The following is an 18,897-nucleotide window of genomic DNA, read 5'->3' as shown; positions in this document are numbered from 1 at the left end:
TCATTTTGCAACTATCCAGCGCGTCAGGTCCAGTCTAGCACCACCTTGCCCGATTGGCCGGATTTCATCGCGGCGAAGCCGTCGGCAAAGTCGTCGACTTTCATTTGGTGCGTAATCACCCGGCTGACATCCAGACCGTTCTGCAGCATGGCGATCATCTTGTACCAGGTCTCGAACATCTCACGGCCATAGACGCCCTTGATGGTGATCGCTTTGAACACGATGCGCGACCAGTCCACAGGGGATTTGCCGGGCGGAATCCCCAGCAGAGCGATCTTGCCGCCCATCACCAGTGCCTCGACCATCTGGTCCAGCGCGGCTTGCGAACCGGACATTTCCAGGCCCACATCGAACCCCTGCGTCATACCAAGATCCGCGATGACATCTTGCAGGTCTTCCTTCGAGACATCGACGCTGCGCACGGTTGGCACCACATGTTCGGCCAGTTTCAGGCGGTCGGGATTGATATCGGTGATCACCACATGGCGCGCACCGGCATGGCGGGCCACGGCTGCCGCCATTATGCCGATGGGGCCAGCGCCGGTGATCAGAACATCCTCGCCCAGCAAATCAAAGCTGAGCGCGGTGTGAACGGCATTGCCCAACGGATCGAGGATAGCCCCGATCTCATCCGGGATATCATCGGGCAGCGGCACCACGTTAAAGGCGGGCAGTTTCAGGTATTGGGCAAAGGCACCCTGTTCGTTCACGCCAATTCCGCGCGTGCCGGGGTCCAGATGGAACTTGCCCGCGCGGCTTTGGCGACTGTCGTTGGTGATCAGATGCCCCTCGCCCGAGCATCTTTGACCGACTGCCAGACCGGTCACGTTGCGCCCCAATTCCACGATCTCACCGGCGAATTCATGGCCAGTGATCATCGGAACTGGCACCGTGGCCGAGGCCCATTCATCCCAGTTCCAGATATGAATGTCGGTGCCGCAGATGCCAGTCTTGTTGATGCGGATCAGAACTTCATCCGGGCCGATCTCGGGCACCGGGGCCTGCACCATCCACAGGCCCTCTTCAGGTTTGGATTTCTCAAGCACTTTCATGGTGTTGGGTCGCATCGGATTACTCCCACAAATCGGTCGACAGGTATTTCAACCCGCTGTCACACATCACAATCGCAACGCAGCCGCCCTTTTCCGGGCCGCGCAGCAGCTGGATCGCGCCGGCGAGGTTCGCACCTGCCGAGAAGCCGGCGAAAATGCCTTCGGTCCGGGCCAGTAGCCGCGCCCCATCCCGTGCCGCATCGCCAGACACGGAAAGATGCCCGGCCAATGAGATGCCGTTCAGGTGAACCAGATCATCCATTGCGTATCCGCCGCCTTGGATTGGGTGATCGGGGTTGGTGATGGCTTCGCCAGCGATGGCCCGCGCGCCTTCGGGTTCCACGGTGTAGCAGCGCACGCCATGCGGTGCGAGAAAAGCCGCGGCCCCGGCCAGAGTACCGCCAGAGCCCGCAAAATCGCAAAAGGCCGTGACGGTGCCGCCGGATTGCTCCCAGATTTCGGGTCCAGTGCCGGTTGCGTGGGATTTGGGATTGCCGGAATGGCCGAATTGATCGGCCCGGAAGGCGTTACGCTCGGCCGTGATGCGTTGCGCGGCCTCGTCCACCAGCGCCAAATCCGCGCCCGAAACCTCGCCGGGTTTGCTGCCCTCGGCTTGCGGCACGATCACAACTTCTGCCCCAAGGGCGCGCATCATCCGCGCCCGCTCGACCGAGTTTCCCGCGCTCATCACCGCAACAAAAGGATGCCCCAGAATACCGCAGACAATCGCCAACCCGGTGCCCATGTTGCCCGAGGTCAGCTCAACGACCGTCTGCCCCGTTGACAGGGTGCCATCTGCGCGGGCCAGTTCGATGATTGACCTTGCGGCGCGGTCCTTTTTCGAGAACCCCGGCAACAGGTAATCCAGCTTGGCCAGAATGCGGCCATCTAGACCTAGGTGCTGACAAACCCGCGACAGGTCTACAAGCGGGGTATTCCCAATCGCGTCGATTACTGAGGGCAGGATCACGAAATCACTCCCAATTCCTTGCCGACCTTGCCAAACGCGGCCAAGGCGCGGTCCAACTCGTCACGGGTCAACGCTGCATTCATCTGGGTTCTGATCCGCGCCTGCCCGCGAGGGACAACCGGGAAGAAAAAGCCCGAGACATAGACGCCCTCGTCAAACAGCCTGTTGGCCATGTCCTGCGCCAGGGTCGCCTCGCCCAGCATCACCGGGATGATCGGGTGTTCGCCGGGCAGCAGGTCAAAGCCCAGTTTTTTCAGACCTTCCCGCCAGTAATTTGCGTTTTCAAACAGCCGGGTACGCAGGTCCGCACCTTCTTCGATAAGGCGAATGGCCTCAATCCCGGCAGCGACGATCGACGGCGGCAGCGAGTTTGAGAACAGATAGGGCCGCGCCCGCTGCCGCAGCAGGTCGATCACTGGCTGCGGCCCGGCGATATAACCGCCGATTGCCCCCCCAAGTGCTTTGCCCAAGGTTCCCGTCAGAATATCCACCTCGACACCGAAATGATCCGGCGTACCCGCCCCGTTTGGCCCCATGAAGCCGGTCGAGTGGCAGTCATCTACCATGACAATGGCGTCGTATTCCTTGGCCAGCCGGGTGATTTCGGGCAGGTTCGCCAGATAGCCGTCCATGGAGAACACGCCGTCGGTGGCAATCATGACATGGCGCGCGCCTTCATTGCGGGCGTGTTTCAGCGTCTCTTCCAGCTCTTTCATGTCATTGTTGGCGTAACGATAGCGTTTCGCCTTGCACAGCCGCACCCCGTCGATGATCGAGGCATGGTTCAAACTGTCCGAGACAATCGCGTCCTCGGGGCCCAGCAGCGGCTCGAACAGCCCGCCATTGGCGTCAAAACAGGCGGCAAACAGGATCGCGTCATCCTTGTTGAGGAATTGCGCCAGCTTCTGCTCCAACTCGCGATGAATATCCTGCGTGCCGCAGATAAACCGGACCGAGGCCATGCCGAATCCCTTGGGCTCCATCGCGCCTTTGGCCGCGTCAATCAGGGCCGGGTGATCGGCCAGACCCAGATAGTTGTTGGCGCACAGGTTGATAACCTGCCGCTCGCCCACCGTAATCTCACCGCCCTGAGGCGAGGTGATCATGCGTTCGCGTTTATACAGACCCTCGGATTCGATCTGCGCAAGTGTGTCCGTGATGTGGGACAGGAATGCATCTGCCATGGCGGTCTCCGTTACTGTGAGTCGCACGTCTAACATAACGGAAAAGATTCCCAAATGGGGGAATTGCAATATTTGGGAAAAAAATCCGTGAAGTCGGATTTTCTGAGATCAGGCGTTTTTGACAATCAAAAAGACGCGGGCGGGACCGTCGGCAGCAATCGAATGCGTGACATCCGCCGCGTAGCGGGCGGTATCTCCTTGCTGCAGGTCACGGGTAGCGGTGCCCGAGGTTATGCGCACTGCGCCATTCAGAACGGTCAGCTGTTCCTGCGCGCCCCTTGCATGAGGTTGGCTGTTCAAAGCGCCGTCAGCGTCAAAAGCGATGTCATAAACCTCATGCCCGCCAGCCTCTTCGGGCGGAGATAGAATACGGATACGGCAGTTTTGGCCCATATTGTCGATGCTGGGCACCTCGGCCTTGCGCAGAACTTCGATATGGTCCGAGGTTTGCCCGGCATCCAGCAACCCCGCGAAATCCACCTGCAGCGCGCGGGTCAGGTTCCACAGCGTCGAGATGGTGGGGCTGCTTTCGCCGCGTTCGATCTGGCTGACCATGGATCGGGACACGCCGCTCAGATTGGCCACGGCTTCCAGAGACAGGCCCTTGGCGCGGCGGGCCTCTTTCAGGCGGGCGGGCAGGCGTGTCAGGATATCGTCTGTGTTTTCCGTCATGGCGGAATCTGATGCGCTTTTCGCGATGGGTTGTCAATTCTGCTTGTGACGGGACGTCCCATGGGACAGCCTGACGGCACAGATGCATAGTGCCGCCAAATCCAATTGGGAGAAGAGACATGAAAGATATCGTCATTCTGGATGGGGCCCGCACGGCTGTTGGGACATTTGGCGGGGCGCTGGCCTCGACCGCGCCGATTGACCTGGCGACCGTTGTGACCGAAGCCGCGATGGAGAAGTCGGGTGTTGAGGGGGCTCAGATCGGCAACGTCGTGTTCGGCCATGTGATCAACACCGAGCCGCGCGACATGTACCTGTCGCGTGCGGCGGCGAAACAGGCGGGTATCCCAGTTGAAACCCCCGCGATGAACGTGAACCGTCTGTGTGGTTCGGGAGCGCAGGCGATTGTATCGGCGGTGCAGTCGCTGTTGCTGGGCGATGCCGAATTTGCCGTGGCCGGTGGTGCTGAGAGCATGTCGCGCAGCCCCTACATCCTGCAGCAGGCGCGCTGGGGTGCAAAGATGGGCGATATCAAATCGCTGGACATGATGCTGGGCGCGCTGAACTGCCCCTTTGGCACCGGTCATATGGGTGTCACGGCTGAGAACGTCGCGGATGAGCACCAAGTCACGCGCGAGCAAATGGATGAGTTCGCCCTGACCAGCCAGACCCGCGCCGCTGCTGCGATTGAGGCCGGATATTTCCAAAGCCAGATCACGCCGGTTCAGGTCAAGGTCAAGCGCGACATGGTCGATTTCATGGTCGACGAGCATCCCAAGGCGACCTCGATCGAAGCACTGGCCGGTCTGCGCCCCGCGTTCAAGAAGGATGGTCGGGTGACAGCAGGCAATGCGTCGGGCATCAATGATGGTGCGGCGGCGATGGTTCTGGCCACGGCTGACGCGGCTGAAAAGGCGGGTTTGAAGCCCAGGGCGCGTATTCTGGGGTACGGCCACGCCGGAGTGCGCCCCGAGGTGATGGGCATTGGTCCGGTGCCAGCGGTGCAAAACCTGTTGGCCCGCACTGGTCTGTCGGTCGAAGATTTCGATGTGATCGAAAGCAACGAAGCCTTTGCCTCGCAGGCGCTGGCCGTGAACAAAGAGCTGGGTCTGGACGCTGCCAAGGTGAATCCGAATGGTGGCGCGATTGCGTTGGGTCACCCTGTTGGCGCAACCGGGGCGATCATCACGCTGAAAGCTCTGTACGAGCTGGAGCGGATTGGTGGATCCAAAGGTTTGGTCACCATGTGCATCGGCGGTGGTCAGGGTATCGCCATTGCCTTTGAGCGTCTCTGAGTTGAGATGTTGGTGGGGGGCTGTCTGCCCCCCATCGCGCCTTTGGCACGATTCCCCCCGAAGATATTTTTAGCCAGATGAAGAGGCGGATCAGGTCTAGCTGAGCGCCGTTAGGATCAGGACAAGACCCGCGCCTGCGGCTGCGCCGAGGGTTACGGGCAGTGCGACAGACCACAGGCGTGAACCTTTAGGCTCGTCTTTCTGGGTTTGCGCGATCAGCGCGTTTTCGACCAGAGCGGGTAGACGGGGGCCGAAACGAGCCAAGACCATTGCGGTTTTGCCGAAATCGCGCAGGGCCGCGCGCGGGCCAATGGATTTCTTGATGTAATCCTCGACCACGGGGCGGGCGACTTCCCAGATATTGATATGCGGGTCCAGTGACCGCGCGACGCCTTCAACCACAACCATTGTGCGTTGCAGAAGGATCAGCTCGGTCCGGGTTTCCATACCGAAGCGTTCGGTCACTTCGAACAGGTAATTCAGCAGGCGGCCCATCGAGATATGGGTGGCATCCATGCCGAAGATGGGTTCTCCTACAGCGCGCAGGGCGCGGGCGAATTCGTCGACGTCCTGGTTGGCGGGGACATAGCCGGCCTCGAAATGCACCTCGGCCACGCGCTTATAGTCGCGGCGAATGAAGCCAAAGAGGATCTCTGCGTATACCCGGCGGGTGTATTCGTCGATGTGGCCCATGATGCCGTAATCATAGGCGATGATATCCCCATTGGCGGCGACCTTGAGGTTGCCCTGGTGCATATCGGCGTGAAAAAAGCCATCGCGCAGCGCGTGCAGCAGGAACAGGCGCAGTACACGCTCGCCCAGATCGCGGCGGTTGTGGCTGGCTGCATCCAGCGCGTCATTGTCGCCCAGAGCAATGCCGTCGGCCCAGCTGAGTGTCATCACCCGGCGCGCGGACAGGGACCACACCACCGGCGGCAACCAGAAGCCTTCGTCATCCTTGGTGTTGGCGGCGTATTCCGAGGCTGCGGCACTTTCAAGGCGCAGGTCCAGTTCACCGCGCACGACGCCGTCGAAATGTTCGACCACCTCCATCGGGCGCAGGCGGCGGGCACCGGGGGCGCAGAGCTGTACGATGCGGGCGGCGAAATAGAACGCATCCACATCCTTGCGGAAAGCACGCTCGATGCTGGGGCGCAGGACTTTGACGGCGACTTCTTCACCGGTGCTGGACAGTTTCGCCTTGTGGACCTGCGCGATTGAGGCGGCGGCGATCGGGTCGCTGAAATCGTCGAAGATCTCGGATACGGGCTGGCCCAGTTCCTTTTCGACCTCGGCCATGGCTTCGGCCTGGGAAAAAGGCGGCAGCTTGTCTTGCAGAACCCGCAGCTGTTCCGCCAGTTCGTTCCCGACAACATCGGGACGGGTCGAAAGCACCTGACCGAATTTGATATAGGCCGGACCCAGCGCCGTCAGGGCACGGGTGGCGGGCGGCATGTCCGGATCGCCCTTGTATCCCAGCCATTGAAACGGCTTGCCCAGAGCGTGGGCCACAAAGCGCAGCGCGCGTGGAGCTTCGAAAGCGTCCAGAACCACGTTCATGGCGCCCGTGCGCTCTAGCGTGGCGCCTGTGCGGATCAGGCGAATGATGTTGTGAGGACCCCGCATTTAGATTTTCCAGCCGGAATGCAGCGCGGCGATGCCCATGCTGAGATTGCGGTATTTGGCGTTTTCGAACCCGGCGATGCGAACCATGTTCAGGAACGTCTCCTGATCAGGAAATTTGCGGATCGATTCCACCAGATACTGATAGCTGTCGTAATCATTGGCGATCAGCTTGCCCATGCGCGGGATGACGTTGAAGCTGTAGAGATCATAGAGCTTTTGCAGCCCGTCATTGGGCAGTTGGCTGAATTCCAGCACCATCAAGCGGCCGCCGGGCTTCAGCACGCGATAGGCTTCGTTCAACGCCTCTTGCGGGCGGGTCACATTCCGGATGCCGAACGAGATCGTGTAGACGTCAAAGGTGTTATCCTCGAAGGGCAGGGACATCGCGTCGCCCACCACCCAGTTGAGGCTGTCAGACATCTGATCAGCCTCGGCGCGCTGGCGGCCTTCGACCAGCATCGGCTCGGTCAGGTCCAGAACGGTGGCGTGGCCGTGGCCCGCGCGTTTGAGAAAGCGAAACGAGATGTCTCCGGTACCACCTGCCACGTCCAGCAGCCGTTGACCGGGGCGCGGGGCCAGCCAGTCCATCATCGCGTCTTTCCAGACCCTGTGGATGCCCATCGACATGACATCATTCATCACGTCGTATTTCGACGCGACCGAGTTGAAAACGCCCTGCACGCGGCCCGCTTTTTCCGCCTCGGGCACGGTTTCGAATCCAAAATGAGTGGTTTTGTCGTTGGAGTCGGACATGTAAGACGCCTTTGTCTGTGTTGCTCATCCTTATAGGCCGCGCGGCGGGGAAGACAATCGCGCGAAAAGGTAGCAGGTGCACGGAACCATCCGGCGTGCCACATATTTTCCTTAGTCGCGGTGTAAGATGCAGATAGTTTTAGAAGAAGTTAGATTCAAATGTCGAATTATTCGAGTTTAGTGGCCGTATCAGGCGTGGTCCTGTCATTTGCCTTTATTATCTGGCGCGTTCGTGCCGTTTTTCAAACTTTTATGCGATTCCATCGGGCGAAAGGGTTCGGTGACAAGATGGACGCCGCAGCACGTCATTTCCCCAAGGATATATTGGAAGAATCAATGCTGCGCGCCGGCAGCGAAAGACCTGCACAACGCTCTCTGACCCGCATGACATTTCGCACGACGCCGGGCGTTATCGTTGTTACGATTTTGGTGTTGGCCGTTTTGTTCTTTATCGGGTTCATCAGGCCCGAGCTGGCTCCGAACGAGATCTTCATCCCCGTCAAGGATGCTGAAACTGCGGTGCTGATCAAGCTGGGACTTGTTGGGTTGGTGATCTACACATTGATCTATCATCTGGCCAATTCAACTTCGATCGATGGGGCCGAGCTGACGACCATGAGTCCGCTGTTTCAGCGTCGGACCTATGACCTGAATAAGCTCTGCCAGATCAGATTGAGGCACAATGGGAACTACGTGCTGCGTTTTTTAGATGGGAAGACAGCGCGTATTCTGAAATATGTTACCGGACATGATGAAATGGTGCAGGCGCTGGAACAAGCGCTGGCAGCAAATCAGGAGAGCACATGCCGGAACTTCCCGAAGTCGAAACGGTCCGCCGTGGGCTGAGCCCCGCGATGGAAGGCGTGGTGATCGTACGGGCGGACGTGAACCGCCCGGACCTGCGCTGGCCTTTTCCGGATCGAATGGCCGAACGCTTGACAGGCCAGCGCGTGGACAGGTTGCGGCGGCGTTCAAAGTACATTCTGGCTGATCTTGGAAGTGGCGAAACCCTGTTGATCCATCTTGGCATGTCCGGGCGTATGACAGTTTCCGGAGACCCGCTTGGACAATTTGTTCACGATCATCCCATGCCGGAAAAGCACGATCATGTTGTATTTCACATGGCCAATGGCGCACGGGTGACATTTAATGACCCGCGCCGGTTCGGTGCGATGGATCTGCTGCCCACTGCAACGGCCGAGGACCACAAGTTGCTATCGGTTCTGGGGCCGGAACCCTTGGGCAATGACTTCCACGAACAGCACTTGGTTGATGCGTTCAAAGGCAAAAACACGCCGGTCAAATCAGCGCTTTTGGATCAGGGAATCGTTGCCGGATTGGGGAATATCTACGTGTGTGAGGCGCTTTATCGCGCCGGTGTGTCGCCACGTCGCAAAGCCGGGCAGATTTCGGTGCACCGAGTTGCGGCCCTTGTTCCGATCATTCGGCAGGTTCTGCAAGACGCTATCCGGGCCGGGGGGTCATCCTTGCGCGATTTCCGTCAAGCTGATGGAGAACTTGGATATTTTCAGCACAGCTTTGACGTTTATGGCCGCGAAGGCGAACCCTGCCGCACCGAAGGTTGCGGTGCTGCCATAAAAAGAATCACTCAGTCCGGTCGCTCATCCTTCTATTGCGCGCAATGCCAAAGATAACTTGATCCAGCTTTTGCGCGTGATAATGAATCGTATCTGAACGGAACAACCGGAAGCTTACACCTCATGGCTTTTGAGACGATCATCGTCGAAATCGAAGACCACGTCGCGCTTGTGAAACTCAACAGGCCGGACGCAATGAATGCGTTGAACAGCCAGTTGATTGCTGAATTGTGCGAAGCGCTGGAAGACGCCGACAAGAATGACAAGGTGCGCTGCATCGTCATTACGGGCTCGGACAAGGCTTTTGCCGCTGGCGCGGACATCAAGGAAATGTCCGAGATGAGTTTTGTGGACGTCTACACCACGAACCTTTTCGCGGATATCAACGACCGGGTCAGTGACATCCGCAAGCCTGTAATCGCGGCTGTTGCGGGCTATGCGCTGGGTGGCGGTTGCGAATTGGCGATGATCTGCGATTTCATCATCGCGGCAGATACCGCAAAGTTCGGGCAGCCCGAAATCAATCTTGGCGTTATTGCGGGCCTTGGCGGCAGCCAGCGCCTGACCCGCTTTGTGGGCAAGTCCAAGTCGATGGATATGAACCTAACCGGCCGCTTCATGGACGCAGAAGAGGCAGAGCGTGCCGGGCTTGTCAGCCGCGTCGTGCCCGCCAAAAAACTGTTGGAAGAGGCAATGGCCGCAGCCCAAAAGATCGCCGAGAAATCGCAGCTGAGCGCGATTGCCGCGAAAGAGGCGGTGAACCGCAGCTACGAAGTGTCGCTAAGCGAAGGGTTGTTGTTTGAACGCCGTGTCTTTCACTCGATGTTCGCCACGGAAGACCAGAAAGAGGGAATGGCAGCCTTTCTGGAAAAGCGCGCGGCGCAGTTCCGCGACAAGTAAGCCATCAAGGTGGGGAAAGGCGGGCGTATGCCCGCCTGTTTCATACCTGCTGTGCGCGGCCAAAAATCTGCTTGGCAAACCCCTGCAACTTGGATAGTACACGCCGCTATACATGCGCGTGCGGCCCGCTTGGCCCGACTCACACTCGTGATTTCTGATCCGGTGCGGATTTTCCGTGGCGCGCTTTCGATAAAACCGTACCGAACAAAGGTCAGAGACACATGGCTAACTCGCCCCAGGCAAAGAAACGCGCACGTCAGAACGAAAAGCGTTTCGCAATCAACAAAGCACGTCGTTCGCGCATCCGCACTTATCTGCGCAAGGTTGAAGAAGCGATCGCATCCGGCGACAAAGATGCGGCAACCGCAGCTCTGCGCGCTGCCCAGCCCGAACTGATGCGCGGCGTCACCAAAGGCGTTTTCCACAAAAACACCGCATCGCGTAAAATGTCGCGTCTGTCGGCCCGCGTCAAAGCGCTTGGCTGAGTCGCGATTTGATCTTCAGTGACCCTAGGTCACGTAAGAAAGACTGAACTATTTAAGGGGCGTCGCGCAGTGCGGCGCCCTTTGTGCTGTTGCCAGAATACCGCGTCCTCACGAAACCGAGAGATTCTTTCGCGCTCAGACCCGAGTCAATATCAGAGTTTCGTTGAAGCGACCGCCGACCTCTTGTTACCACTGATTCAGCGATTCACTCGCTTGGGGGGACAGGCTGTTTCTTTGGTCAGACTGACGGGCATCAGGATGATCTGGAGGCGAATGTTGGTAACTCGGGGACAACCGATTTGCTGATCTGCTGTGGGACTTGGCACGGCCAGGATTCCAGCCCTGTCGAAAATTGAGATTGCGTTGCGCAACCTGAAAAAGGGATGCCCTGCTGTGGGGCATCTGATCGTCTGGTTATGCACGCCGTCAAGGACGAAAGCACCGAATCTATTTGATTCGGTGGGTGGGAGACCTTTGTCCGAGTGAACGCGCATACCGGGGGACCGGACATAGAAATAAGGCCGACAGGCCAATAAAGAATGGGATGCGTGAGGCGCTGAATGACACAAGAGAAATGGGGACTACTGCAAAACAAACTGCTCAAGGCGATCGGAAAGAACAATTACACCACATGGATTGAACCTCTGCAGTTCCAAGAGGTCCAGGACGGTGTCGCTGTTTTCTCGGTGCCGACCAATTTCATGGGCAATTACGTGAGCCAGAATTTTGCAGATCTCATCCTGTATGAGATGAACACTGCGGGAGAAACCGTCCAGCGACTGGCCTTTCGGGTTGCCGCCAATTCGACCGCACGGCCCGCGAATGTTGCTGAAACTAATTCGGTAGAGATCGCACAAACACCGGAACCTCGAATGTCCGTGGGATCAAGCGAGGCGCTGGAATCACTGCAAGCGGCGCCTTTGGACGCCCGGTTCACCTTTGACAGCTTCGTGGTCGGTAAACCCAACGAGTTGGCGCATGCTGCGGCGCGCCGTGTCTCGGAAGGTGGGCCTGTAACTTTCAACCCGCTGGTTCTGTATGGCGGTGTCGGTCTGGGTAAGACGCACCTGATGCATGCGATTGCATGGGAACTGAAAACCAAACGCCCCGAGTTGAATGTTCTGTACCTGTCGGCGGAACAGTTCATGTACCGGTTCGTACAGGCGCTGCGTGAACGTCGAATGATGGATTTCAAACATCTGTTCCGTTCCGTCGATGTGCTCATGGTCGATGACGTTCAGTTCATCGCGGGCAAGGATTCCACGCAGGAGGAGTTCTTTCACACCTTCAATGCGTTGGTGGATCAGAACAAACAGATCATTATCTCTGCCGACCGCGCTCCGGGTGAGATCAAGGATCTGGAAGACCGCGTGAAGTCGCGTTTGCAATGTGGTCTGGTCGTTGACCTGCACCCCACCGACTATGAGCTGCGTCTGGGCATTTTGCAGAACAAGGTTCAGCATTACAGCACCACCTATCCCGATCTGCAGATCGCTGATGGCGTGCTGGAGTTTCTGGCCCACCGTATCTCGACCAATGTGCGGGTGCTTGAAGGCGCGCTGACTCGTCTGTTTGCCTTTGCCTCGCTCGTAGGGCGTGAGATCGACATGGAGCTGACGCAGGATTGCCTGGCCGACGTACTGCGCGCGTCCGAGCGCAAGATCACCGTCGAGGAAATTCAGCGTAAGGTTTCGGATTACTACAATATCCGTCTGAGCGATATTATTGGCCCCAAACGCCTGCGGTCTTATGCTCGTCCGCGTCAGGTCGCGATGTATCTTTGTAAACAGCTGACCAGCCGGTCTCTGCCTGAGATTGGTCGTCGCTTTGGCGGGCGTGACCACACCACCGTTATGCATGGTGTGAAACGCATCGAAGAGCTGAAAACCACCGACGGCCAGATCGCCGAAGACGTGGAAATGCTGCGCCGGTCACTCGAAGCGTAGGTTGCATCTGCTTGAACATCAAAACGCCCCGGATCCTCACGCCCGGGGCGTTTTCTTGTGCGAAAATCTCCACGGTCGGCCATGAACTGTGCCCACGTGGCCACGCGGCCCTTGACGCCTTGGGCAATCCGACTCAGAAATCCATAAAAAATCCTTGTGCCTCAGGGTGGAACCGCTAACGTGCCAGTCCCGCCCATTTCGGCACGCAAGTCAGAGGAATTGAGGGTATGAAGATCAGCATCGAACGCGGCACCCTTCTCAAGGCCGTTTCTCAGGCCCAATCCGTTGTGGAACGTCGCAACACCATTCCTATCCTTGCCAACGTGCTGATCGAGGCCGAAGGCGATCAAGCCATGTTCCGCGCCACCGATCTGGATATCGAGGTGGTCGATAAGGCTCCCGCACAGGTCGAACGGGCGGGTGCGACCACCGTGGCCGCTACCACCTTGCATGAAATCGTGCGCAAGCTGCCCGATGGGGCTTTGGTGACGCTGACCGCCGACAGTGCGGCGGGCCGTCTGACGGTTGAGGCAGGGCGGTCGAACTTCTCGCTGGCGACGCTGCCGAAAGAGGATTTTCCGGTGATGGCGTCCTCGGAGTATCAGTCGAACTTTACAGCCTCGGCTGCACTGCTGCGTCGGCTGTTCGACAAGTCGAAATTCGCGATCTCGACCGAAGAGACGCGCTATTATCTAAACGGCGTCTATATGCATGTGGCCGATGGGTCCGAGGGCGGCAAAGTGCTGCGCTGCGTGGCCACGGATGGGCACCGTCTGGCGCGCATCGACGCGGATCTGCCCGACGGCGCGGCAGATATGCCGGGCGTGATCGTGCCCCGCAAAACCGTGGGTGAGCTGCGCAAGCTGCTGGACGATGACGAGATGGATATCGCCGTGTCGGTCAGCGAAACCAAAGTGCGCTTTGCCACGCCCGATATCACGCTGACTTCCAAGGTGATCGACGGCACCTTCCCCGACTACACCCGCGTTATTCCGCAGGGCAACACCCGCCAGCTGGAAGTGGATGCCGCCGAGTTCGCTCAGGCTGTGGACCGGGTCGCGACCGTCTCTTCCGAACGCTCGCGCGCGGTGAAGTTGCAGTTGGATGCGGATAAACTGATTTTGTCAGTCAATGCGCCCGATAGCGGTGCAGCTGAGGAAGAACTGGCCGTGGCTTATGGCGATGAGCGGCTGGAGATCGGGTTCAACGCGAAATACCTGCTGGAGATTGCGTCTCAGGTGGATCGTGAAAATGCGGTGTTCCTGTTCAATTCGGCCGGTGATCCAACCCTGATGCGCGAGGGCAATGACCAAAGCGCGGTTTATGTGGTCATGCCGATGCGCGTCTGATCGCGCTGGCGCGCGATGCCTCCGGCGGAGGTATTTTTGAACAGAAGAAGGGAGGGGTCATGGGATTGGCCCTGACCGAGCTTACGGTCTCGCATTTTCGGTCTCATAAGCTGGCGCGTTTGTCTCTGGATGGGCGGCCGGTGGCGGTCCATGGGCCGAACGGGGCCGGGAAGACCAACATTCTGGAAGCGGTGTCTCTGTTCTCGCCCGGTCGCGGCATGCGTCGGGCCAGTGCGGCTGAGATGACCCGCCGCCCCGAGGCGCTGGGGTGGAAACTGTTAGGCCTGCTGAACGCGCAGGGGCAGAATTACGAGATCGAGACATGGTCCGAAGGCGGCGCCGCGCGGCAGGTTCGGATTGATGGCAAGGCGGCCAGTCAGATTGATCTGGGCAAGCTGGCGCGGGTGGTCTGGCTGATCCCGTCGATGGACCGGCTGTGGATCGAAGGGGCCGAGGGGCGGCGACGGTTTCTGGACCGTATCGCGCTGAGTTTTGATCCCGCCCATGCCGAGGCTTCACTGACCTATGAAAAGGCAATGCGCGAACGCAACCGCCTGCTGAAAGAACAGGTGCGCGATGCCCATTGGTATGCCGCGTTGGAAGGGCAGATGGCCGAGACCGGGCACCGCATCCACGCGGCGCGTCTGGCGGCCTTGGATCACTTGCGCGCGGCGCAGGATCAGGCCGAAACCGCGTTTCCGTCCGCTGATCTGGAGCTGGTTCAGTCCGAAGGCGCGATGCCGGACACAGTCGAGGACCTGCGCGAGGCGCTGAATGAAAGCCGGTTTCGCGATCTGGCGGCAGGCCGGACCTTGCTGGGGCCGCATCGGTCGGACCTATACGGTGTGTTCGCAGCCAAGGGTGTTCCCGCCAAAGACTGCTCGACCGGAGAGCAAAAGGCGTTGTTGGTGTCCCTGATTCTGTCGAATGCGCGGGCACTGGCGGGGATGGTGGGCGCTCCGCCGATTGTGTTGCTGGATGAGGTGGCCGCCCATCTGGATGCCGGACGGCGGGCCGCGCTTTATGATGAGATTTGCGCGCTGGGTGCTCAGGCCTGGATGACGGGCACCGGGCCTGAGCTGTTTTGCGAATTAGGGGACCGGGCCCAGACGCTGATCGTCACTGACAGCGGCGAGGGCTCGGTCATCGCTTAGGCGGGTTCGCTGACTTTACGTTCCCAGAGGAAGCCGCGCATCACCTCGTCGACGGGGGTATGGGCCATGTGGTTGACGTAGTTCGACATGGTTTTCTGGGCCAGACCCAGCACCACGTCCAGAACCGCGCGATGCGAATAGCCCGCGTCAAAGAAGGCCTGAAGCTGTTCTTCGGTCGGATTGCCGCGGCTTTCCATCACTTGCAGGGTGAAGGTGCGCAGCGCCTCAAGCTTGGGTGAGGGCAAGGGTGTTTCGTTGCGCAGAGCCTCGGTGATGTCGTCCGAGATTTTCATCATCTTGGCGATTCCGGTATGGGCGGGCACGCAGTAGTGGCATTCGTTTGCAACGTTGATGGTCTGCCAGACGACGGTCTTTTCGTCATTGTCGAAATCGGTCTGCAGGAACAGGCCATGCAGAAGCTGATAGGCTTCAAGGTGCTGCGGGCTTTCGGCCATGACCTTGTGAAGGCCGGGCAGGCGTCCAAATGCGGCTTGCGACTTTTCCAGCAGCGGTTTGGACCCTTCGGGGGCGGATTCGAGGTCATGAGAGGGGAAGTTTGCCATGTCAAAGCTCCTGTTTCTGGCGATGTGAATCACATTTAGGCTTTCTTGAGCGATCACTCAAGTATATATTTGAGCGGACGCTCAAGAATTGGTGACTGCAATGCCCCGCAAACCTTCATATGACCGCGATGCTCTGATTGCGCAGGCTCGGGACTTGTTCTGGCAGCAAGGCTGGGCGGGAACTTCGTTGAAGGATCTCGAAAGCGCGCTGAATCTGAAGCCCGGCAGTTTCTATGCGGCGTTTGGCTCCAAGGACGCTCTTTATGCGCTGACACTGGAGCGGTACGCGCAGGACGGCGTGGCGCGTCTGATGGCGATGGCGGATGAAATGGGTCCGCTGCGGGCGCTGAAGGCGCAACCCCATGTGGTGATCGACGAGCGCGAGATGCCCGCGCGGGCCTGTATGCTGGCCAAAACCTATGCCGAGCTGCAATCCAAAGGACATGATCTGGCCGATAAGGCCGGGTGCCACATGGCCGATATGAAGGCGAGTTTCGCCACTCTCTTTCGGCGCGCGCAACAGGCCGGAGAGATCGGGCCAGACCATGACCCTGACCGTCTTGCCGCGCGCTATCAGTCGGACATTCTGGGCCTGCGTTTGTCGGCCGAACGCAGGGATGTTAATGCGGCTGAAATTGCCGAGGACATAGCTGCAGATCTGGATCGGCTTTGATTAGCTGAAAACAACCCGTGACAGCACAAAATGTTGGGGGATGGCGTGACATTCCCCACCAGAAAACGTATAAGTTACCAAAATAATATAGGTACTAACCGCATGTCCGAAGACGCACAGGCACCACAGGAATATGGTGCTGATTCTATCAAGGTTCTCAAAGGCTTAGAGGCTGTCCGCAAACGTCCCGGTATGTATATCGGTGATACGGATGATGGCTCGGGTCTGCACCACATGGTGTATGAGGTCGTGGACAACGGAATTGATGAGGCGCTGGCCGGTCACGCCGACCATGTGACCGTGAAAATCCACGCCGATTCCAGTGTCTCGGTCAGCGATAACGGGCGCGGTATTCCGGTGGATATCCACCCCGAAGAGGGTGTGTCCGCCGCCGAGGTCATCATGACCCAGCTGCACGCGGGCGGTAAGTTCGACAGCAACTCGTACAAGGTGTCGGGCGGTCTGCACGGCGTGGGTGTTTCGGTTGTGAACGCCCTTTCAGATTGGCTGGAACTGCGCGTCTGGCGCAATGGCAAGGAGCACGTTGCGCGCTTTGAAGGTGGCGAGACGGCGGAACACCTGAAGGTGGTTCAGGAGTGCGGCGACCGGACCGGGACCGAGGTGCGGTTTCTGGCCTCGACCGACACGTTCTCGAACCTCGAATATTCGTTCGATACGCTGGAAAAGCGCCTGCGCGAGCTGGCCTTCCTGAACTCGGGCGTGCGGATTATTCTGATCGACGAGCGCCCGGCTGAGCGGCTGGAGACCGAACTGTTCTATGAGGGTGGTGTTAAGGAATTCGTCAAATACCTCGATCGTTCGAAGACGCCCGCGATGCCCGAACCGATTTACATCAAGGGTGAGCGCGACGATATCGGCGTGGAAATCGCCATGTGGTGGAATGACAGCTATCATGAGACGGTGCTGCCCTTCACCAACAACATCCCGCAGCGCGATGGCGGCACGCACGTGGCCGGTTTCCGGGGTGCGCTGACCCGGACCATCAACAATTATGCGCAGTCCAGCGGGATCGCGAAAAAGGAAAAGGTTAGCTTTACCGGCGATGATGCGCGCGAAGGTCTGACTTGTGTGTTATCGGTCAAAGTGCCCGACCCGAAATTCTCATCCCAGACCAAGGACAAGCTGGTGTCGTCCGAAGTGCGCCCGGCGGTCGAAGGCCTGATGAACGAAAAGCTGGCCGAGTGGTTCGAGGAAAACCCGAACGAGGCCAAAGGGATCGTCGGCAAGATCATCGAGGCTGCGCTGGCCCGTGAGGCGGCGCGCAAAGCCCGTGAACTGACCCGTCGTAAGACGGCGATGGATGTGAACTATCTGGCCGGGAAGCTGAAAGACTGTTCCGAGAAAGACCCGTCCAAGACCGAAGTGTTTCTGGTCGAGGGGGACTCGGCCGGTGGGTCTGCGCAGACGGGACGGGATCGTTTGACGCAGGCGGTTCTACCGCTGCGCGGGAAAATTCTGAACGTCGAACGCGCGCGGTTTGACCGGATGCTGTCCTCTCAAGAGATCGGCAATCTGGTGATGGCGCTTGGCACCGGCATTGGCCGTGATGAGTTCAATATCGAAAAGCTGCGCTACCACAAGATCGTCATCATGACCGACGCCGATGTGGACGGCGCGCACATTCGGACTCTGCTGCTGACATTCTTCTATCGGCAGATGCCGGAGCTGATCGAAGGTGGATACCTTTATATCGCGCAGCCACCGCTCTATAAAGTTTCGCGTGGGAAGTCAGAGGTTTATCTGAAAGACCAAGCGGCGTTGGACGACTACCTGATCAATCAGGGTGTCGAGGGCGCAGTGCTGAAACTGGGCTCGGGCGAGGAAATCATCGGCCAAGACCTGACCCGCGTGGTGGACGAGGCGCGCCAGTTGAAACGCGTTTTGGACGCTTTCCCGACGCATTACCCGCGCCACATACTGGAACAGGCCGCTGTTGCGGGGGCCTTTGTGCCGGGTGCGGTCGATGCCGACCTGCAAGGCGTTGCCGACAAGGTCGCCGCCCGTCTCGACCTGATCGCGCTAGAATATGAACGCGGCTGGCAGGGCCGGATCACACAGGATCACGGCATTCGTCTGGCCCGCATCCTGCGCGGCGTGGAAGAGGTCCGCACTCTGGACGGCCCCATGCTACGCTCGGGCGAGGCCCGCAAAACCGGCAGCTTCACCCAAAGCCTGCAAGAGGTCTACAACACCCCCGCCACGCTGGTGCGCCGCGACCGGATGCAGGCGATCCACGGCCCGCTGGACCTGCTGCGCGCCATTCTGGAAGAGGGTGAAAAGGGCCTGTCGCTACAACGTTACAAAGGTCTGGGCGAGATGAACCCTGATCAGCTGTGGGAAACAACGCTCGACCCGGATGCGCGTACCCTATTGCAAGTGCGTGTGGATGACATGGTTGAAGCGGATGATCTGTTCACCAAACTGATGGGCGATGTGGTCGAACCGCGCCGCGAATTCATCCAGCAAAATGCCCTGAGCGTGGAAAATCTGGATTTCTAAAGCTGTTGTAGGTGCGCCCATAGCTTTGCATTTCGCCCAAAGAATTGCATTTTTGGCCCAAAACTTTGGGCGCATTAACCTTCAACTTTCTTGGTTCGAGGCTCCATATCTTCGGGTCTCATTCTTTGCTTGTTTCGCGCCATCGCCGTATTGCCGG

General features: G+C 58.8%; 17 protein-coding genes. 10 read left to right on the top strand and 7 right to left on the bottom strand.

All coding sequences use genetic code 11. The features are described 5' to 3' along the window. Positions 1-23: 23 nt before the first annotated feature. The 4 genes from tdh to AC2TAD_RS15275 form a co-directional block, all read right to left on the bottom strand. Positions 24-1,052 (bottom strand): L-threonine 3-dehydrogenase, encoded by a 1,029-nt coding sequence (gene tdh / locus AC2TAD_RS15290; protein WP_480868775.1) that lies wholly within the window; start codon positions 1,050-1,052, stop codon positions 24-26. A gap of 19 nt (positions 1,053-1,071) precedes the next feature. After that, a complete protein-coding gene (locus AC2TAD_RS15285; RefSeq protein WP_480868685.1) occupies positions 1,072-2,022 on the bottom strand; it encodes a PLP-dependent cysteine synthase family protein in 951 nt (316 codons plus the stop codon). Next, positions 2,019-3,206 carry a glycine C-acetyltransferase gene (locus AC2TAD_RS15280; RefSeq protein ID WP_480868683.1) on the bottom strand — a complete coding sequence of 396 codons (1,188 nt, stop codon included), beginning with the start codon at positions 3,204-3,206 and terminating at the stop codon, positions 2,019-2,021. Before AC2TAD_RS15280 ends, AC2TAD_RS15285 begins: the two co-directional genes overlap by 4 nt. Before the next feature lie 108 nt (positions 3,207-3,314). Next, a complete protein-coding gene (locus tag AC2TAD_RS15275) occupies positions 3,315-3,878 on the bottom strand; it encodes a helix-turn-helix domain-containing protein (protein WP_480868681.1) in 564 nt (187 codons plus the stop codon). Between the two features lie 119 nt (positions 3,879-3,997). Here AC2TAD_RS15275 and AC2TAD_RS15270 point away from each other — a divergent pair, with 119 nt between their 5' ends. Beyond that, complete coding sequence (locus AC2TAD_RS15270) at positions 3,998-5,173, top strand: acetyl-CoA C-acyltransferase family protein (protein ID WP_480868680.1); 1,176 nt, start codon at positions 3,998-4,000, stop codon at positions 5,171-5,173. 96 nt (positions 5,174-5,269) lie between these two features. Here the strand turns inward: AC2TAD_RS15270 and ubiB are convergent, their stop codons facing one another. Together ubiB and ubiE are read right to left on the bottom strand one after the other, a co-directional pair. Beyond that, a complete protein-coding gene (gene ubiB, locus AC2TAD_RS15265) occupies positions 5,270-6,799 on the bottom strand; it encodes a 2-polyprenylphenol 6-hydroxylase (RefSeq protein ID WP_480868678.1) in 1,530 nt (509 codons plus the stop codon). Further along, on the bottom strand, positions 6,800-7,552 hold the full coding sequence (gene ubiE, locus AC2TAD_RS15260) for a bifunctional demethylmenaquinone methyltransferase/2-methoxy-6-polyprenyl-1,4-benzoquinol methylase UbiE (protein ID WP_170353748.1): 753 nt from the start codon (positions 7,550-7,552) through the stop codon (positions 6,800-6,802). Between the two features lie 288 nt (positions 7,553-7,840). Here ubiE and AC2TAD_RS15255 point away from each other — a divergent pair, with 288 nt between their 5' ends. The 7 genes from AC2TAD_RS15255 (at position 7,841) to recF (ending at position 14,984) form a co-directional block, all read left to right on the top strand. Continuing rightward, positions 7,841-8,398, top strand: a complete 558-nt coding sequence (locus AC2TAD_RS15255; protein WP_480868676.1) for a hypothetical protein — start codon at positions 7,841-7,843, stop codon at positions 8,396-8,398. Further along, the gene (gene mutM / locus AC2TAD_RS15250; RefSeq protein ID WP_480868675.1) at positions 8,356-9,207 is read left to right on the top strand and encodes a bifunctional DNA-formamidopyrimidine glycosylase/DNA-(apurinic or apyrimidinic site) lyase; all 852 of its coding nucleotides are present in this window, start codon (positions 8,356-8,358) and stop codon (positions 9,205-9,207) included. Before AC2TAD_RS15255 ends, mutM begins: the two co-directional genes overlap by 43 nt. 66 nt (positions 9,208-9,273) lie before the next feature. Continuing rightward, positions 9,274-10,050 carry an enoyl-CoA hydratase gene (locus AC2TAD_RS15245; RefSeq protein ID WP_170353745.1) on the top strand — a complete coding sequence of 259 codons (777 nt, stop codon included), beginning with the start codon at positions 9,274-9,276 and terminating at the stop codon, positions 10,048-10,050. A gap of 221 nt (positions 10,051-10,271) precedes the next feature. Beyond that, positions 10,272-10,535 (top strand): 30S ribosomal protein S20, encoded by a 264-nt coding sequence (gene rpsT / locus AC2TAD_RS15240; protein ID WP_170351928.1) that lies wholly within the window; start codon positions 10,272-10,274, stop codon positions 10,533-10,535. Between the two features lie 560 nt (positions 10,536-11,095). After that, positions 11,096-12,481 carry a chromosomal replication initiator protein DnaA gene (dnaA, locus tag AC2TAD_RS15235; protein WP_170353743.1) on the top strand — a complete coding sequence of 462 codons (1,386 nt, stop codon included), beginning with the start codon at positions 11,096-11,098 and terminating at the stop codon, positions 12,479-12,481. Positions 12,482-12,708: 227 nt separating this feature from the next. Next, entirely contained in the window at positions 12,709-13,830 is a 1,122-nt protein-coding gene (gene dnaN, locus AC2TAD_RS15230; RefSeq protein ID WP_170755398.1) for a DNA polymerase III subunit beta, read from the top strand. A gap of 59 nt (positions 13,831-13,889) precedes the next feature. Beyond that, positions 13,890-14,984 (top strand): DNA replication/repair protein RecF, encoded by a 1,095-nt coding sequence (gene recF / locus AC2TAD_RS15225; RefSeq protein WP_480868674.1) that lies wholly within the window; start codon positions 13,890-13,892, stop codon positions 14,982-14,984. Here the strand turns inward: recF and AC2TAD_RS15220 are convergent. Further along, positions 14,981-15,547, bottom strand: a complete 567-nt coding sequence (locus tag AC2TAD_RS15220; RefSeq protein ID WP_170353740.1) for a carboxymuconolactone decarboxylase family protein — start codon at positions 15,545-15,547, stop codon at positions 14,981-14,983. The two genes, recF and AC2TAD_RS15220, sit on opposite strands and share 4 nt — an antisense overlap. A gap of 100 nt (positions 15,548-15,647) precedes the next feature. Here AC2TAD_RS15220 and AC2TAD_RS15215 point away from each other — a divergent pair, with 100 nt between their 5' ends. Together AC2TAD_RS15215 and gyrB are read left to right on the top strand one after the other, a co-directional pair. Then, complete coding sequence (locus tag AC2TAD_RS15215; protein WP_480868672.1) at positions 15,648-16,220, top strand: TetR/AcrR family transcriptional regulator; 573 nt, start codon at positions 15,648-15,650, stop codon at positions 16,218-16,220. A gap of 102 nt (positions 16,221-16,322) precedes the next feature. Next, positions 16,323-18,740, top strand: coding sequence for a DNA topoisomerase (ATP-hydrolyzing) subunit B (gene gyrB / locus AC2TAD_RS15210; protein WP_170353738.1), 2,418 nt, complete (start codon positions 16,323-16,325; stop codon positions 18,738-18,740). Positions 18,741-18,897 lie beyond the last annotated feature (157 nt).

The organism is Ruegeria sp. HKCCD7628 (assembly GCF_057221005.1).
The sequence above is the reverse complement of the archived record's forward strand: the minus strand, read 5'-3'. Positions and strand labels throughout refer to the sequence as shown.

What these genes read in the sequence shown, in the direction of transcription:
- AC2TAD_RS15215 (WP_480868672.1), top strand. Translation starts at nt 15,648, where the DNA reads ATGCCCCGCAAACCTTCATATGACCGCGATGCTCTGATTGCGCAGGCT.
- ubiE (WP_170353748.1), bottom strand. Translation starts at nt 7,552, where the DNA reads ATGTCCGACTCCAACGACAAAACCACTCATTTTGGATTCGAAACCGTG.
- AC2TAD_RS15255 (WP_480868676.1), top strand. Translation starts at nt 7,841, where the DNA reads ATGGACGCCGCAGCACGTCATTTCCCCAAGGATATATTGGAAGAATCA.
- dnaA (WP_170353743.1), top strand. Translation starts at nt 11,096, where the DNA reads ATGACACAAGAGAAATGGGGACTACTGCAAAACAAACTGCTCAAGGCG.
- AC2TAD_RS15270 (WP_480868680.1), top strand. Translation starts at nt 3,998, where the DNA reads ATGAAAGATATCGTCATTCTGGATGGGGCCCGCACGGCTGTTGGGACA.
- AC2TAD_RS15245 (WP_170353745.1), top strand. Translation starts at nt 9,274, where the DNA reads ATGGCTTTTGAGACGATCATCGTCGAAATCGAAGACCACGTCGCGCTT.
- ubiB (WP_480868678.1), bottom strand. Translation starts at nt 6,799, where the DNA reads ATGCGGGGTCCTCACAACATCATTCGCCTGATCCGCACAGGCGCCACG.
- gyrB (WP_170353738.1), top strand. Translation starts at nt 16,323, where the DNA reads ATGTCCGAAGACGCACAGGCACCACAGGAATATGGTGCTGATTCTATC.
- mutM (WP_480868675.1), top strand. Translation starts at nt 8,356, where the DNA reads ATGCCGGAACTTCCCGAAGTCGAAACGGTCCGCCGTGGGCTGAGCCCC.
- rpsT (WP_170351928.1), top strand. Translation starts at nt 10,272, where the DNA reads ATGGCTAACTCGCCCCAGGCAAAGAAACGCGCACGTCAGAACGAAAAG.
- AC2TAD_RS15280 (WP_480868683.1), bottom strand. Translation starts at nt 3,206, where the DNA reads ATGGCAGATGCATTCCTGTCCCACATCACGGACACACTTGCGCAGATC.
- dnaN (WP_170755398.1), top strand. Translation starts at nt 12,709, where the DNA reads ATGAAGATCAGCATCGAACGCGGCACCCTTCTCAAGGCCGTTTCTCAG.
- AC2TAD_RS15275 (WP_480868681.1), bottom strand. Translation starts at nt 3,878, where the DNA reads ATGACGGAAAACACAGACGATATCCTGACACGCCTGCCCGCCCGCCTG.
- AC2TAD_RS15220 (WP_170353740.1), bottom strand. Translation starts at nt 15,547, where the DNA reads ATGGCAAACTTCCCCTCTCATGACCTCGAATCCGCCCCCGAAGGGTCC.
- recF (WP_480868674.1), top strand. Translation starts at nt 13,890, where the DNA reads ATGGGATTGGCCCTGACCGAGCTTACGGTCTCGCATTTTCGGTCTCAT.
- tdh (WP_480868775.1), bottom strand. Translation starts at nt 1,052, where the DNA reads ATGAAAGTGCTTGAGAAATCCAAACCTGAAGAGGGCCTGTGGATGGTG.